General features: G+C 45.5%; 19 protein-coding genes and 1 riboswitch. Of the genes, 7 read left to right on the top strand and 12 right to left on the bottom strand.

Annotated elements, in window-relative coordinates:
* The first annotated feature begins 335 nt into the window (after window positions 1–335).
* Window positions 336–674: a P-II family nitrogen regulator gene (locus LAJLEIBI_RS06340; protein WP_040435144.1), complete on the top strand. Its 339-nt coding sequence runs from the start codon at window positions 336–338 to the stop codon at window positions 672–674.
* A 36-nt stretch (window positions 675–710) separates the two neighbouring features.
* Window positions 711–1,961 (top strand): ammonium transporter, encoded by a 1,251-nt coding sequence (locus LAJLEIBI_RS06335; RefSeq protein WP_006443692.1) that lies wholly within the window; start codon window positions 711–713, stop codon window positions 1,959–1,961.
* 163 nt (window positions 1,962–2,124) lie between these two features.
* Here the strand turns inward: LAJLEIBI_RS06335 and LAJLEIBI_RS06330 are convergent, their stop codons facing one another.
* Window positions 2,125–3,066, bottom strand: a complete 942-nt coding sequence (locus LAJLEIBI_RS06330; RefSeq protein ID WP_006443691.1) for a CPBP family intramembrane glutamic endopeptidase — start codon at window positions 3,064–3,066, stop codon at window positions 2,125–2,127.
* A gap of 180 nt (window positions 3,067–3,246) precedes the next feature.
* Window positions 3,247–3,352: riboswitch (TPP riboswitch) on the top strand.
* Here LAJLEIBI_RS06330 and thiT point away from each other — a divergent pair.
* Both thiT and LAJLEIBI_RS19500 read left to right on the top strand, forming a co-directional pair.
* Window positions 3,349–3,915: an energy-coupled thiamine transporter ThiT gene (gene thiT / locus LAJLEIBI_RS06325; protein WP_006443690.1), complete on the top strand. Its 567-nt coding sequence runs from the start codon at window positions 3,349–3,351 to the stop codon at window positions 3,913–3,915. Its footprint overlaps the riboswitch before it by 4 nt.
* A gap of 8 nt (window positions 3,916–3,923) precedes the next feature.
* A complete protein-coding gene (locus tag LAJLEIBI_RS19500; RefSeq protein WP_006443689.1) occupies window positions 3,924–4,328 on the top strand; it encodes a GNAT family N-acetyltransferase in 405 nt (134 codons plus the stop codon).
* Window positions 4,329–4,347: 19 nt separating this feature from the next.
* Here LAJLEIBI_RS19500 and LAJLEIBI_RS06315 read toward each other — a convergent pair whose 3' ends face one another.
* The 7 genes from LAJLEIBI_RS06315 to LAJLEIBI_RS06290 form a co-directional block, all read right to left on the bottom strand.
* On the bottom strand, window positions 4,348–5,313 hold the full coding sequence (locus tag LAJLEIBI_RS06315; RefSeq protein ID WP_040435143.1) for a 2-keto-3-deoxygluconate permease: 966 nt from the start codon (window positions 5,311–5,313) through the stop codon (window positions 4,348–4,350).
* Between the two features lie 15 nt (window positions 5,314–5,328).
* Window positions 5,329–6,675, bottom strand: coding sequence for a four-carbon acid sugar kinase family protein (locus LAJLEIBI_RS06310; protein ID WP_006443687.1), 1,347 nt, complete (start codon window positions 6,673–6,675; stop codon window positions 5,329–5,331).
* Between the two features lie 12 nt (window positions 6,676–6,687).
* On the bottom strand, window positions 6,688–7,707 hold the full coding sequence (gene pdxA / locus LAJLEIBI_RS06305; RefSeq protein WP_040435142.1) for a 4-hydroxythreonine-4-phosphate dehydrogenase PdxA: 1,020 nt from the start codon (window positions 7,705–7,707) through the stop codon (window positions 6,688–6,690).
* Window positions 7,708–8,024: 317 nt separating this feature from the next.
* Window positions 8,025–8,162 (bottom strand): hypothetical protein, encoded by a 138-nt coding sequence (locus LAJLEIBI_RS18045; protein WP_006443685.1) that lies wholly within the window; start codon window positions 8,160–8,162, stop codon window positions 8,025–8,027.
* A gap of 15 nt (window positions 8,163–8,177) precedes the next feature.
* Window positions 8,178–8,765, bottom strand: coding sequence for a helix-turn-helix domain-containing protein (locus LAJLEIBI_RS06300; RefSeq protein ID WP_006443684.1), 588 nt, complete (start codon window positions 8,763–8,765; stop codon window positions 8,178–8,180).
* A 420-nt stretch (window positions 8,766–9,185) separates the two neighbouring features.
* Window positions 9,186–9,398, bottom strand: a complete 213-nt coding sequence (locus LAJLEIBI_RS06295) for a winged helix-turn-helix domain-containing protein (RefSeq protein WP_083790641.1) — start codon at window positions 9,396–9,398, stop codon at window positions 9,186–9,188.
* A 91-nt stretch (window positions 9,399–9,489) separates the two neighbouring features.
* On the bottom strand, window positions 9,490–10,098 hold the full coding sequence (locus LAJLEIBI_RS06290; protein ID WP_006443682.1) for a methyltransferase family protein: 609 nt from the start codon (window positions 10,096–10,098) through the stop codon (window positions 9,490–9,492).
* Window positions 10,099–10,284: 186 nt separating this feature from the next.
* Between LAJLEIBI_RS06290 and LAJLEIBI_RS19905 the strand changes: the two genes are divergently transcribed.
* Window positions 10,285–10,692: a DUF3781 domain-containing protein gene (locus tag LAJLEIBI_RS19905; protein ID WP_330580193.1), complete on the top strand. Its 408-nt coding sequence runs from the start codon at window positions 10,285–10,287 to the stop codon at window positions 10,690–10,692.
* A gap of 4 nt (window positions 10,693–10,696) precedes the next feature.
* Here the strand turns inward: LAJLEIBI_RS19905 and LAJLEIBI_RS06280 are convergent, their stop codons facing one another.
* Window positions 10,697–11,464 (bottom strand): DeoR/GlpR family DNA-binding transcription regulator, encoded by a 768-nt coding sequence (locus LAJLEIBI_RS06280; RefSeq protein WP_006443678.1) that lies wholly within the window; start codon window positions 11,462–11,464, stop codon window positions 10,697–10,699.
* Window positions 11,465–11,635: 171 nt separating this feature from the next.
* Here LAJLEIBI_RS06280 and LAJLEIBI_RS06275 point away from each other — a divergent pair, with 171 nt between their 5' ends.
* Window positions 11,636–12,190 carry a helix-turn-helix domain-containing protein gene (locus LAJLEIBI_RS06275; RefSeq protein WP_040435140.1) on the top strand — a complete coding sequence of 185 codons (555 nt, stop codon included), beginning with the start codon at window positions 11,636–11,638 and terminating at the stop codon, window positions 12,188–12,190.
* A gap of 16 nt (window positions 12,191–12,206) precedes the next feature.
* Window positions 12,207–12,698 (top strand): prolyl-tRNA synthetase associated domain-containing protein, encoded by a 492-nt coding sequence (locus LAJLEIBI_RS06270; protein WP_006443674.1) that lies wholly within the window; start codon window positions 12,207–12,209, stop codon window positions 12,696–12,698.
* 76 nt (window positions 12,699–12,774) lie between these two features.
* Here LAJLEIBI_RS06270 and LAJLEIBI_RS06265 read toward each other — a convergent pair whose 3' ends face one another.
* The 3 genes from LAJLEIBI_RS06265 to LAJLEIBI_RS06255 all read right to left on the bottom strand — a co-directional run bounded on the left by LAJLEIBI_RS06265 (window position 12,775) and on the right by LAJLEIBI_RS06255 (window position 15,504).
* Window positions 12,775–13,566, bottom strand: a complete 792-nt coding sequence (locus LAJLEIBI_RS06265; RefSeq protein WP_040435139.1) for a hypothetical protein — start codon at window positions 13,564–13,566, stop codon at window positions 12,775–12,777.
* 88 nt (window positions 13,567–13,654) lie between these two features.
* On the bottom strand, window positions 13,655–14,836 hold the full coding sequence (locus LAJLEIBI_RS06260; protein WP_006443671.1) for an ABC transporter permease: 1,182 nt from the start codon (window positions 14,834–14,836) through the stop codon (window positions 13,655–13,657).
* Window positions 14,833–15,504, bottom strand: a complete 672-nt coding sequence (locus LAJLEIBI_RS06255) for an ABC transporter ATP-binding protein (protein ID WP_006443670.1) — start codon at window positions 15,502–15,504, stop codon at window positions 14,833–14,835. Before LAJLEIBI_RS06255 ends, LAJLEIBI_RS06260 begins: the two co-directional genes overlap by 4 nt.

Below are 15,504 nucleotides of genomic sequence, written 5' to 3'. Positions count from 1 at the left end.
CCTTTCCTCCTGATCTGTTAAACTTTTTTCATACTATACAATATTTTCGTCTGTTTGTAAACACGGGATTTCATGGATATTTTGTCTAATACATAAAAATAATCACAACATTTTTTTCAATCTTATAGTTTTTATGGACAGTTTTGATGAAATATTAAATTTTCATTAAAATAGTATTTACAAATATTTCCACCCGTGTATAATAAGACACATCAAAAAACGAGGGCGTTTTCCATTGCGGAAAGCGCTCTTTTTTGTATCCGTCTGTCCCATCATCTGAGTTGTATCTAAAGGAAATAACGGGCAGACAAATTATAAAAAAGGAGGCAACTGCTATGAAAAAACTGGAAATCATTATCCAGCCGGAGAAGCTGGAAGACTTGAAAGCTATTCTGGATGAGAATAATGTAAACGGCTTAATGATCAGCAACATCATGGGTTACGGCAATCAGAAAGGCCATAAAAAAGTATACCGGGGCGCAGAATATAATGTTAATCTGCTGCCCAAGGTAAAAGTCGAGACTGTAGTTGAGGCTGATGCCGCACAGGAACTCATCAATATAATTATAGATGAGATCCGGACCGGTACTTACGGCGACGGCAAGATTTTCATGTATGAGGTTGAAGATGCCGTGCGTATCCGCACAGGAGAACGCGGTTCAGACGCTCTATAAAACATACTTTTTGTATCGACATAAGGAGGTAGTATTATGGATTTAGCAACATTAATGGAAAATGGGATGGATACCGCCCAGGCATCCGGCCTGCTGTTGAATGTAATGTGGACCATGGTCGGCGCGGTACTTGTATACTTTATGCAGGCAGGTTTTGCAATGTGTGAGGCGGGTTTCACACGGGCCAAGAATTCAGGCAACATTCTAATGAAGAACATGCTAGACTTCGTGCTTGGAAGTTTATTCTTCTTTATCTTCGGCTTCGCCATTATGCACGGTACAGACTGGAATGGCATTATAGGCATCAAAGGATTTTTTAATCCCGCGTCCCTGGCAGATGCCGATGGAATGATAAATGGACTTCCTGTCGGAGTGTTCATGATATTCCACACTGTATTTTGCGCAACTGCTGCAACGATCGTATCCGGCTCCATGGCAGAGAGGACAAAGTTCGCAGCTTATCTTGCATACAGTGCAGCGATCAGTATTATTATATATCCTGTTTCCGGTCACTGGATCTGGGGCGGAGGATTCCTGTCCCAGATGGGCTTTCATGATTTTGCGGGCTCTACTGCAGTACATATGGTAGGCGGGCTCTGCGCTCTGGTCGGCGCTAAGATTCTAGGGCCCCGTATTGGCAAATACACTAAAGACGGTAAGGCCAGGGCTATTCCCGGACATAACCTGCCTATCGCTGCCCTGGGCGTATTCATTTTATGGTTCTGCTGGTTCGGGTTCAACTGCGGCTCTACAACAGCCGCATCCACAAGCCTTGGTGATATTGCCATGACAACAAATCTCGCCGCCGCTGCCGCAACATTGATGGCCATGTGCGTAACATGGCTCCGTTATGGAAAGCCAGACGTGTCCATGACCTTCAACGGCGCTTTGGCCGGGCTGGTGGCGATCACTGCCGGCTGTGATGTAGTCAGCAGTTGGGAAGCGATTATTATAGGCCTTGTTGCCGGTCTGGTCGTAGTGTTCTCTATAGAAATCTTCGACCAGAAAATAAAAATTGATGACCCGGTAGGTGCTGTCAGTGTCCACGGTATCTGCGGTGCGCTCGGAACCATTCTCACAGGGGTCTTCGGAGAAGGCTGCAGTCTGGGGACACAGATAACAGGTGTAGCCAGCGTAGCCGCATACGTCCTTGTAATGGCATTTGTCATCTTTACCATCATCAACAAAACCATCGGGCTGCGCGTCAGCCGCGAGGAAGAAACAGAAGGCCTGGATGTACACGAACATGGCTCCAGTGCCTACGCCGATTTCAACTTCCGTTTATAAAAGCAACTCCTTAAAATAGCACAGAAAAATAAATGCCTGGAATTTTCTCCATCTCGTTGAAACGCACGTATGAGTTCGTATACAGCTATGCAGCTTATATTCCAACATTTTTTAGATGATCGTGCCCTGGAAAAAAACATGATAAACTTAAGAATCTGACAGCTTACACAGCTGCCAGATTCTCATTTTCCCCCGGTTTATTCGGATAATCGGGTCTCTCTTCTATTCTCTGGATAAATACAAACATCGTCGCCGCCACTGCCGCACATACAACTGTGACGATCCCTATCCTCATAATATCTGCCGACAGCCACTCCAGAAGCTCGTACTTCGTGGCCAGCACCGAGAAAATGTTCATGACGACATGAGCCGCTGCGGGCGCTTTTATCGAACCATACTTCTCATAAATATAAGCCAGCATCATTCCAAGCACAAAGCTGTAGATCATCTGCACTAAATTCACGTGCAGGATGGAAAATACAACGGATGAGTATATGGCGGCCTGCATATAGCCCCCTCTCGCTCTCAGGCGCTTAAACATAAGCCCGCGGAATACGAGTTCCTCACAGACTGGAATGAGAACGCCAAGGCAGATGATCTGTATGAGAAGCGGCGGCGTGTAGAGCACCTCCATCGTCTCCTCATAAGAGCTGCTCAGAGCGGACACTCCACTGATAGCGATCAGGTTGTTCAGTCCCCAGCACATGGCAACTGACATTACGAGCACAGCGCCATATTTCCATACCGGCGCCTTTTTGTTCGGCAGGATTCCGGATACCCGTTCCCTCACCCTGTCTCTGTGAAAGAGCACGATCATGACCGGTATCGTGATGAATGCAGCCGCCCCTTCGATCACGGTCTGCCACTTCATCAATTCCTCCAGTATGGCATTATACAGATTCATCATCTGGTCCTGATTCTCCATCGCTTTCATAGCTGTGTCATAATGCGCAGACATATATAAGAAAGAACACACCATAGCACCGGCCATCATCGTGGCAAAAGCAATTCCCCACTTGATGAGCAGCGGGCCCCACAGATGCATGAACCGCTTTCCGCCGCTCTCCGGGGGTACAGGCGGTGTTACATTTTGCTGTTGTTCCATAATAAACCTCACTTTCTTTCAATCACTCCCTCTATTCTACTTCTCATTAACCCAACATGCAATTAAAAAAGTATAAATTCTTTGAAACAATTCAAAGGGGTCAGACCCCTATGGCCATAGGGGTCTGACCCCTTTCGTACAACCCCCGTACTTGACACATTCTTATTTTCTGACTATTATAGTATTTGAACGGGGCGCCGAAACGGCTGAGATGTGCATGTCTTCGCACAGACCCTTATAACTTGATCCGGATAATGCCGGCGTAAGGAAGGAGAATTTAATATGTCAAAATCAAGTGTCAAAACAAGCACTTCTTCAGGTGCTGTCACAAAGAAACTCGTTTTTTCTGCAGTTGGAATCGCACTCGCAATGGTGACTTCTTACATTAAAGTATGGGAGATGCCCATGGGCGGTTCTGTCACATTATTATCCATGTTGTTCATCTGTCTTATCGGATACTGGTATGGGCCGAAGTATGGTATTCTGACCGGGGTTGCCTATGGCATACTTCAGTTTGTTGTAGATCCGTACATGCTCTCGATCCAGCAGGTAGTGCTCGATTATCCGCTTGCTTTCGGGGCGCTCGGATTGTCCGGTTTCTTTTCCGAACGGAAATATGGTCTGCAGGCCGGCTACATAGTGGGTGTCATCGGGCGGTTCATCTGTTCTCTTCTGTCCGGGGTCATCTTTTTTGCATCCTATGCACCGGAAGGAATGAATCCGTGGGCCTATTCCGCACTCTATCAGGGGTCCTACCTCGGCGCGGAGGCTGTGATCACACTTGTGATCGTATCGCTTCCGCCGGTCACTAAAGCATTGAAATATGTCAAAACGCAGACGAACGTGTAACAGGCAGGATGGATACAAGGATGAATATAAAACAAGAAATATATCCGCATTACTCTCCTAAAGGCGCAGTGGAATATTTTCTTGCACATCACAATGAGGCTAATATTATCAAGGATATTAAAGAGAACCAAGTTTTTCTTTGCTTTGACCTAAAGCGCAATGCCGTAGGTACAGTTACGATAAGGGAGAATGAAATATGCAGATTATTTGTTCTGCCCTCCCGCCAGGGTAACGGATATGGTACGGAATTGCTTGATCATGCAGAAAAAATAATCTCACATCAGTATTCAAAGATCATACTTTCCTCCTCACTGCCGGCAAAAAAATATATCAATACAGACGTGTATTCAAACAGCCGTGACTTAAAACTGTCACGGCTGTTTATTTTTTGTGAATCCACAATATGCAATTAACTATGTAAATACAGAGCGTTTAGTCAAATTTCTGACCCGGGAGCGGCATCTTCGGACAGCCAAACCTCTTAGCCCACCAGCTCGTTATAAATGGCGTTACAATGCAGGTCACCACTACCGATGCCGCGACCTGGACCGTAGCTGTCGCAACGTACGGCTCCCACGATGTGTCGATGAGCGCTACCGCCGCTGGAACCGCCACTGCATTGCCAGCAGTTGTGGCCACTGCCCATGCGGCATACCCGGGCCGCCTGCTGATGAACTTGTCAAAGACGAGAATAAACCCGCCGCCGACAAATACGGTGATAAGACCAAGCAGAATTCCAGGAAATCCCCCTTTGATTATACTCGTCAGATCGATCCCGGCACCGAGCGCAAAGCCTATCAGAGGAATGATCGCGGTTCCCATCGGAGCAAACAGTTCCCGCATCCCTTTGTCTATGTTACCGATCAGCATACCAAGAACGATCGGTATAATAGCTGCCAGCAGTGACATGAATGGGATATTTGCAAGACCGGAGGCTCCAAGCGCCACAAGTGTAAAGAACGGCCCGTCATTCAGCGCAAGCAGCGGAAAGCATCCGCAGTCAGCCTGGTCACCGTAATTTCCCATCAAAGTCAGGTAAACACTGCCGTTACTGTTCGTGACCGCACTGATAACAGCCAGCGTCGTAAGTCCAAAGACGCCTTCCATTCCCCATATCTTTCCGATTATGATTCCAAGCAGCGCTCCTACGGCAAACTTGGCCAGCAGGAGCACCCCTCCCCTTTTCAGTACCTTCGGCATGTCTTTCACCTGCAGGGCAGTTCCCATACAGAACAGCTGTGCCCCCAGCAGCGTAGATGTGCCCGCGCTTGAAAAAAGTGCGGTCGTAAGTCCCCCTATCTGGAGTGCATCCGGAAACAATGTGTTAATCAGACTTCCCAGCAGCAGCGGAATCACCATCATGCCTGCCGGAACTTTTTTTAAAAAATTTAGTATCATAATTATCCTCCTCATCTACTTCGATGCTTCTAACAACAGTCTCTCTACAATATCGATCCCTATATCCTCATAACCGCAGAAGCCGCCCTTTACCACTATCGGCAGTCCCTCATACGCTCCCATGATCCTTCCCACGTCGACCTGTGCCACAATATTATCGAGCGCCTGGATACATTCCACGCCGATCGTGCGGCAGACACTTTCCATCGTATCACCTCCGGTCAGCAAAAGGCCCGCGATCCGTTCCTTTCCCGCATATTCCAGTACACGTTTTGTAATTTCAGCCAGACCCCTGTTGATCAACGCAGAACTTGTTCCCGGCCTGTAGCCGCGCTTTCTGTCCTCTTCCTCCAGGTTCACCACCGTTCCATGCAGTGCTGTCTCAACAATGACCGCTCTCGTTCTATTTTGCTGCTCTAACAGACCAGTCACTTCACACACAGCCCTGCCTGTTTCCTTCTCCGCGTCACTTCCGCCTTCGAGCAGAGACAGTGGTGAGACACTGACCTTCTTATATTCACTGCCGTGCGCGCAAAGTACATCTATCTGCTTCTCTGTGGCAGGATTGGCGCTTCCTACGATAAACAGGGCAGTCTTTGTACCGTCAGGTTCCGCGCCGTCTGACAGGGCCGGTTTTTCTTCCCCTATGACGCCTCTGTGATACGCAAGCTTCATTGTAAATGCCCCCGGATCCACTGCCAATATGTTCCACCCAAGCTGCACACACGCTTTAGCTATAATGTCCAGATGATCCATTGTTATGGCATCCACAATGATAATCCTGTTTTTCTGTTCTTTCGATGCCGCCAGCTTTTTCTTGAGCGAATCTACGCCGCTCAGGACGTCCCTCAGGCAGATGAAGTCCACCTGATTCTTTGACTGCCCTCTTATCAATTCAGGAACATAGCATTCCCTCACCGGTGTCTTCACATCTTTTGCGACAGGAGTCTCTGTCAGTATCACCCCGTCTATGATTGAAAATCCGCCTACGCAGACCCGCCTTGACTGGGGCATTGCCGTTACCATAACCGCTGTCGTATCCGGCCCGAGGCAATCCAGCATGGCGTCAATTTCATATCCGATGCCGCCGCGGAGTGTTGTGTCTATTTTTTTAGAATAATAACGGATCCCCATCTGCTTCAGCTCTTCCGTCACCTCTTTTACTGCCCGGTAAGCCTCCCGGGGCGGCATATGTCTGCTGTTGCTGCTCACATACACAGCATCCAGTCTTTCAGAATCTTTAAAATTTTTAACCGCATCCGCATCAAAAAACAGACCTGTCTTTGCCTGCGACCTGGCCACCAGCACCCCCGCGCTTGCCGTGCCTGTAAAATCATCCGTTACAGCACCTATAACTGCCATCTTGATTCCTCCCTACTTTTTTGCGTTATGCTTGGCCACCGCATATTTTACCGTCGTTCTGATCGCCGCATCCATGCTCGTGTTCGCAGCGATCCCTTTTCCTGCAATATCGAAGGCTGTACCGTGGTCCACAGAACATCTGATAAACGGAAGTCCGAGTGTGACAGAGACTGAACGCTCCAGATCCAGCGTTTTACACGGCATATGTCCCTGGTCGTGATACAATGCAAGAATCGCGTCAAATTCTCCTTTTTTCCCCCTGCAAAACAGTGTATCCGGAGGAATCGGCCCGGCCACATTGATCCCTTCTTCTACAGCTTCCTCTATGGCGGGGCATATGTACTTCAGCTCCTCATCCCCGAAAAGTCCTCCCTCGCCACAGTGCGGGTTCAGTCCAGCCACTGCTATAAGAGGCCGGTTTAATCCAAGCTTTTTAAGCTCCGTATCCATACGCTCAATGTCATTTAGCACATGTTCTTTTGTCACGTAATCAATTGCGGCCCTCAAAGAAATATGGCGGCTTAGATGAAACACCCGCATTTTAAAGCAGTCAAACATCGTAAGCACATACGGCGCCTTTGTGCCGTCCTGATAGAGTTCCGTGTGTCCGGCCTGGCTGACTCCCACCATTTTGATAGCAACCTTGTTGATCGGCGCAGTCGTCACAGCGTCGATCCTGCCCGCCATTGCGAGCTCGATCGATTTATCAACAGCATCAATGGCGATCTGTCCCGCAAGCCTCTGTTCTTTACCCCATTCCAGCTCTGTAATATCATAATTCCCGGTTTCCAGAACATTTATGACACCGTGCCGGTATTGCGCGTCTTCCGGCCTTTCTACTGCCGCCAGTCTGAGCCCGCTCTCACCTATCGCAGTTCCTGCCCGCTCAAGTACATTAACGCTTCCGATCACGAGCGGACGGCATATCTCATACAAGGCTTTTTCTTTCAATGCCTTAATAATGATTTCAGGGCCAATGCCAGCCGGATCTCCGATCGTGATCCCTATAACAGGTTTAAATTTCTGATTCATAATTACTTTCCTTTCAATTGAAATACAATTAATTATTTTCATGTTGTAATTATATCTTTTCTTTCAATCGAAATCAATATAATTATCGATTAATAACTAACAAATATCAATTGATAATTTTATGCATTTTTTACAATGTTGTGATCTTAGTACACAGGCATACATATTAACCAGCGTCCTTTTTTCATAAAAGCGGTCACTCCTTACGACAGACCACTCACATAAGTTATTTGAAAAATTTGTAAAAGCTCCTAAATACTGCTCCTTTCCGGGCATGAAAAAAGCAGCCAGTCCTAAGACTAACTGCCTGATCAGCATTAAAAAGTAATATTTTGTTCTTTCTTTTCTTCTTTCTCTTTTTCTTTTTTCTTTCTCTCCCACCATGTACCTGCCAATGAACAGCTTCCGCCCATAGCTATTAAAGCTATCATTATAATCCAAAATTCTAATCCCATAATTATACTTCCTCCCTAAAATAATAAATGTTGACAAACAAATATTACGATCAAACCTACAACAAGTGCTATTATACTTGCCAAAAGTGCAAGTATTATTTTTTGATAATTTCTTTTTCCTATTTCTTGTTGTGCTTCATCGTGAGTTAATTGCTTTCCATCAATGAATGCCAGAATTTCTTTATAAGTTTGAATATCATGCTTCTTTTTAAAACTTTCAATCTTGCCTGCTGTATATAGTGTTACGGCAAACAGGCATAACCAAATAACAATTCCGGCATACCCATCAATAATAGCTAAAGGATAGGCACTTACAGTTATGGCTGTCAATTCAGCCAGAAAAACAACGCTCATCATATTAAACTTTTTAATTGCAGCTTTTTCTACTATTTCTCTCATCTCCTTTATATCTTCTTTTATAAAACTATCTAAAGATACATTGAAGACATTGGATAGTATAATTAAACTTTTAACATCAGGACAGCTTTTATTTGTTTCCCAGTTTGAGACTGTCTGTCTTGAAACAAATATTTTAAGAGCCAGTTCTTCTTGTGAAATCTTTTGTTGTTCTCTTAATTTTTTAATTCGTAATCCAATATCCATCTTATATCTTCTCCTTTATTGTATTGTATATGAATGTATATTTTTTGTCTGTCAAAAGTCTTTGACATTGCCTTTTAATGGTAAAATTACTGTATGATATTAAATATAAGCCAGCTTAATCATTATAACAGGTACAAATTATATACTGTATAAGGATTGCGCGCAAATGCCATTATGCTGCTTTTTTGCTATCCCTATGGTACATTGTTCTGTGGCCTTGTAAACAAAAAAAGAAACACCGTTTCTATCATTAGGGGCGTAAATAACTGAAAGAGACCGACACATGAAAAAAACCCGCGCAAAACATAGTGTTTGTACGGGCGAAGGTTTTTGCGTATTCAGTTGTTGTATTGAATGTTTGTTTAAATTTAAAATAAGAAAGCCAATTATCGCTTAAACACAAGGTTTATTAACCATAACCTACGGTTTTTCTTCGTTGAATTTATAGCCGACACCCCAGACGGTCAGTATGTATTGCGGGCTATCTGGGAACGGCTCTATCTTCTTTCTTAGTTTTCGTATGAAAGATGTCAGATCGCTACCCTCTGGCGCATTGTTAAAGCCCCATATACTCTCATATAGCTGTTCCTTGGTAAAGACTAACCCCTTATGGCAAAAGAGAAAATATAGCAGGTCAAAAAGGGTCTATGGTGAAATCATATTTTTGTTCAGAAATCAAATGATATAATCAATACTTTCCCATTTTACCACCTGACTTTTTAGTTTAATATATCTTTGGAAATAGTTTCTTAGTGTGTCGTTTATAATTACAGTATTCTTCTTTAAAATGGTTAAGTAATACCTTTTCCTCTATTCTAATCCGAATATGGTAACATATCATACAGCTAATAAATACAAAGATAGTTGCATATATATTTTTAAACGCTAGTGAAATACCTAATAAACTTAGTATACTTCCTGTATAAGCTGGGTGTCGTATATATTTATATAGACCTGTTTTTATTAGTTGTTGTGAGTTTTTTGTTTGAACATCCAATGTAAAATTTCTTTTTAATGATAGAACCGCACCTACTCGAATGACAATACCAATATAAATAATACATATACCTATAAAGGAAAATATGGGCGGAAACATAGTATCTTTAATATCGGAGGGCACTTGCTTGCTCACTAAAATAAGACTTATGAAAATGCAGAAGAAAGAGTTTATATATAATAGCCATTTTGTTCCTTTATCTGTATCAAATCCTTTCTTTTCTTTCTTTTGATATGTGTATATGAAAATGAATAACTCAGAAAGAATTAAAATTACAAATCCCAAATTAAAAATATAATAAGTAATCAAGTTACTAAACTTTGTTGGATCACCCACAATTCTTACTCCTTTTTGCAGTGACGTAGTATACTATTAATCTCAGTAGCCTGTCTCTTTGTTATATATAAAAACAAAAAGGCTGCCTTGGCACGCTTCATCAAAATATGATATTCTATATACGATCAGAATTGTACTGAGGATATCAAATGTACTAACAATATATGGCAGATCAAAAACATGCGTATGGCTTCAGCATCATGTTCTGTTACCGCCTGTGACTCGGCAAAAAGAGACGGACAGACACAGTTGTCTGATCCCGCTCTTCCTGCCGCTTCACGACGCTTAATCATCTTTATTCTGCTGCGCATTATTTTCAGAGAAAATAAGGAGATTTTTTTAATGTATACAACTAATGAATTACTTTCAAACCTGGACAAATTACATACGACAGATTTAGGAGCCGTGCGGATCAAGAAAAATCTTTCTTTAGACACGGATGAAGTTATAGAATGGTGCAAACTGAGTATAAAGCAACCCGATGCCTCCGTCACAAGGAGCGGAAAAAACTGGTATGTCAGAGTAAATGGCTGCATTCTTACGATCCATGCTCACAGTTACACTGTTATCACCGCACACAAAATAAAAAAATGAACTTTTATACAAGATCCATCTCTATGTTCAGCTTCCTGGCGAGAGCAACCTTTTCTTTTGAGACGCCGTCATCGGTGATGATCCGGCTCACATCATCCATCGTACATACCGTGAACAGATTGCCGCTGCCGAATTTGGAGCTGTCCGCTATGACGTATGTCTCATCCGCCGCTCGGATCATCTCACGTTTTACCTCCATCTGCGGCGCCCCCATAGAAGTGAGGCCGATATTCAGATTAATCCCGTTCACGCCGACAAAAGCCTTGTCAACGTGGAACTGCTTAACTCCACCGGCAGTGATATTATCAAGCGCGGACGGCGGATTGGCCATCACATATCCCCCCACCATGAACAGCTCCACATGTCTGGCAGATGACAGTTCAGCAGCACAGTACAGAGAATTTGTCACGACAGTCATCTGCTTTTCCTCATGTTCCTTTATATGTTTAGCAAGATAACAGCCCGTGGTGGAATCATCTATAATAATGGATTCCTTGTTGCCTATATATTCATAGGCACGCACGGCTATACGATGCTTTTCCCTGCTGTTGAGATAAAACTCTCCCGGATTGAACTGCACAGACAGCCCTTCCTCTTTCCTGACCGCCCCGCCGTACGTCTTTTTCAGAACTCCCTGCTGATCGAGCCTGCGGATATCATTCCTTATCGTCACCTCTGAGCAGCCGAGCCGTCCGCTCAGGTCGGCCACCTTTACCTGCCCCTTTTCCTGAACTTCTTCTATAATAATTTCCAGTCTCTCACTTACCTTCATACCTGATCATTCCTTCACGATTATTCCGTCTTTATCAATATATCTTAATTCTAACACAGGGCAATTTTACTGTCTATTATGAAATTAATCATAACCTGTCTTTACTTTTTTTCTGGTTTGCAATATAATAGAAAAAAATTCTATATACTGGAATATGAGGGAGGGATTCATTTGGAAGATTTAAACCAGCTGATCGCAGATAACTTAAAAGAAATTCGCAGATCCAAGGCGCTGAGCCTTGAACAGACATCTTCCCTCACGTCCATCAGCAAAAGCATGCTGAGCCAGCTGGAACGGGGTGAGGTAAACCCTACCATTTCCACTGTATACAAACTTTCTCTCGGCCTGAAAGTACCGGTGACTGCGTTTACCGCACCGAAGCCGACACCGTTTTCCCAGACGAGCAAAGCCGAAGTCTCTCCCCTTGTCAGTGATGACGGCCGCTACCGGCTCTATCCGGTCTTCAGCTTCCGGGACGGACAGGACTTTGAGATCTTTGACTTTGAATTCGACGAAGGCGGGCAGATGGCAGGCAACAGGCAGATGGCAGGCACACGGGAATTTATCACTGTGTACAGCGGACAGCTGACACTTATATTCAAGGACAGGGAATATGTGTTGGAAGCAGGCGATTCTGCCGCTTACAACGCCTTTGACGACTACATTTACAAAAATACAGGAAAAGGAATGATAACTGCATGCATCGTCGTGCACTATCCGAATTAAGAAAGGAGAAAGAGACATGGAAAATCAAAAGCAACGCGTATACGACGCACTGAACAAGCTGAACATCAAGTATGAAGTGGTGGAACATGAACCGGTACACACGATGGAGGATATGGACCGTCTTGGGCTTCCTGCCAAAGGAACGCTCTGCAAGAACCTGTTTCTGCGCGACGCTAAAGGTAAACGCCACTTTCTCGTAACATGTGATGAGAAAAAGACCGTCGACCTGAAATCACTCGGACGGGCCCTTGGCGCAGGCAACTTAAGCTTTGCCTCCGAAGAGCGGCTGGAACAGTATCTTGGACTTAAGCAGGGCAGTGTCTCCCCGTTCGGGCTTATGAACGACACCGACCATGCGGTGGAATTCTTTATCGATAAAGATCTCGGACGATGCAAGAGCCTCGGAATCCACCCGCTGGAAAACACAGCGACTGTGTTCCTCTCTTTCAAAGACTTGGATAAGTTCCTCTGGGATCTGGATGTGGATGTCATGAAAATTAAATTATAACCGTGTATCATACAAGGGACAGACTGGCCTCCCGGGCCGTCTGTCCCTTTTTATCCCTTGATGATACTATGCGCGCTTAAACTACCAGCTTTCCGGCTTTTCCGAGCACCTGGCCTCTCGTTCCGCCGGCATCGGTCCATCTCAGATGGGTTCCCGTCACATGGCCGGAGGCAGCCACACCATACTTTCCGTGATAGTGATTCCCTGCGTCGTTTCTGAGCAATTCTCGGGCTCTATCATTGAACTGATCCATGTTTACAGCAGATATATCAATACGTTCCCGCCCGGCTGCAGTTGTCACTGCTTCCCCGATATTTCCTTTAACTGTAAAATTGCCCAGATTAACGTTGGCCGCTGCATAGGCGGCCTGCAGTTCCTGTTTAAAATGTTCGATATAGGAAGTCCCTTGCTGATTCTGGAATCTCTGCCCTGTATCGCATCCGTCTAAATATATTTCACCGCTGTAATTTGCCGGTAGAATATTGTTGAATTGAAGTAGCAGCGCCAGCTCTCCGGCTCTGTAACCACCAAATTCACCTTCCAGGACAGCGCTTTCCGGCGGTTCTCCATGACTTACCAGAATAAGGGACTCTGCGGGCGCTATCCCTTGCAGATTCTGGATGCCTGCATGTACGGCTGCGGAACCTTTGGACGGGATGAAACCGATATTTTTTGGGGCAAAAGCAGCGTCCCTGGGCCTTACCCGCTTTCTGGCATCAATGTTCTGTGCATTTGTCATCAGATTTGCATCAAGAGGCGTTACCGTATGTGGCACAGCGGCAGAAACCGTAAAGTCCTGTATCGTGTATGTTTTCAGCCTCTGTATCGGCTGAGATGTTCTTTGCTTTTTGCTGTCGTATCTATACATTCTCCTCACCTCTTTGTAAGGATACCACATTTTTTATTCTTCCGGCCGGCAGAAACATACTTTCTCTATATCTGTCACCAACTGAGGCCTACCCGACATATCTGAGCGCTTCGATCGGCTGTTTTCTGGCGGCTTTATCTGCCGGATATATGCCAAAGATAATGCCGAGCCCCATGGAAAATGCGATCGATATCCACACCACTCCCAGGCGCAGTGAATAGTTCATATCCTCTCCCCCCACTCCTGATATGACCCGAAGCGTGATCCAGGACAGAAAGATCCCTACAGCACATCCCATCAGGCTGATCATGAGCGCCTCCACGAGGAACTGAAGCATAATGGTCCCTTTTCCCGCGCCGACCGCCTTACGTATCCCTATCTCGCGCGTACGCTCCGTGACTGACACGAGCATGATGTTCATAATACCGATGCCTCCCACGAGCAGAGAGATCGCTGCGATACCTCCAAGAAGAAGCGCCAGTGTGTTGGTGACGTTCTGCATCGCTTCCATGACTGTGGACTGATTGATAACGGTAAAAGCGTCCTCATCCTGACCGAACCGTTCCATCAAAGTATCATTCAGGACGCTCTCTGCTTTGTCCAGTGTCTCCTCACTTGCCGCGGATGCGCAAAACGTCGTCACGTCAGACGATACATCGTCTGCCATACGAATCAGCGATGTGTAGGGGATATAAGCCTCATAGTTTTCTGTAGTGCTGGAATCACTGTCCTTGGCGGCCAGCACACCGATGATCTGATACTCTGTCCCGTTAAGCTTTACCGTCTCTCCGGCCACATCCATCCTTCCCATCACCTCTCTGGCAAGGCCGGCATTGATAACCGCCACATTCGTGTGGTTCTCTATATCTGTATTTTTGATAAACCGGCCCGCATACAATTCCAGGCCCTGAATGTCATAATAAGCGCCCGTTGTCCCATAGAGAGCGGCATTTTCTTCCGAGTAAGCGCTGGCCGCCGTCACACTGCTTTGCGCAACCGGCGCCGCTGATTCTATCTCTTCGTTTTCTGCCAGTGCGGTTACTTCTGACAGCTTCAGCGGCCTGCCTTTGTCATCCTGTACCGTAACTGTCAACATGTTATTTCCGATGCTGGAAATCTGATCTTCAACTGATTCTGTTGTCCCGCTCACAAGCGATACGAGCACGACAAGCGACATGACACCGATAATAATGCCAAGCATAGTCAGAAAGGAACGCATCTTGTTGGAGGCAATAGATTTCCATGCCATTTTTACTGCCTGCAGTATCATACTTTTACCTCCTTTACCCGGCCATCCAGTATATGAATACTCCTTTCAGCCTGTCTGGCTACCGAGTCATCGTGAGTGATAAGCACGATCGTACTGCCTTGCTCATGCAGCTCATGGAACAGCTCCATAATCCCTTCTCCCGTTTTGGAATCCAGGTTTCCCGTCGGCTCATCGGCCAGGAAAAGTGACGGGCGCGCAGCGATCGCCCTTGCAATAGCTACTCTCTGCTGCTGGCCTCCCGACAGTTCATTCGGTCTGTGTCTCCCCCGCCCTTCCAGCCGTACTTTTGACAGAGCTTCCTCTACCCGCTCTCTTCTTTCAGTCTTTGCTATCCTCTGGTAGATCAGCGGTAATTCTATATTTTCTGCCGCTGTCATATTTCCAATTAAATGAAAGCTCTGAAAGATAAACCCTATCTTTTTATTTCGTATGCGCGCAAGTTCCGATTCCGTGTATTCTTCAATAGCCTGACCGTCCAGCGTATAAGTCCCCTCGTCCGCCATATCGAGACATCCTATGATATTCATCATCGTAGATTTGCCGCTTCCGGAAGGACCCGCTATGCTGACGAATTCTCCTTCCTCTATCTGCATGCTGGCGCGGTCGAGGGCGCGCACTTCCGTCTCACCAATATGATATATCTTAGATACCTCATGAAATGTGATCAT

Origin of the sequence: [Clostridium] hylemonae DSM 15053 (genome assembly GCF_008281175.1) — a bacterium.
Taxonomy (GTDB): domain Bacteria; phylum Bacillota; class Clostridia; order Lachnospirales; family Lachnospiraceae; genus Extibacter; species Extibacter hylemonae.
This window is presented reverse-complemented; position numbering and strand designations above follow the sequence as displayed.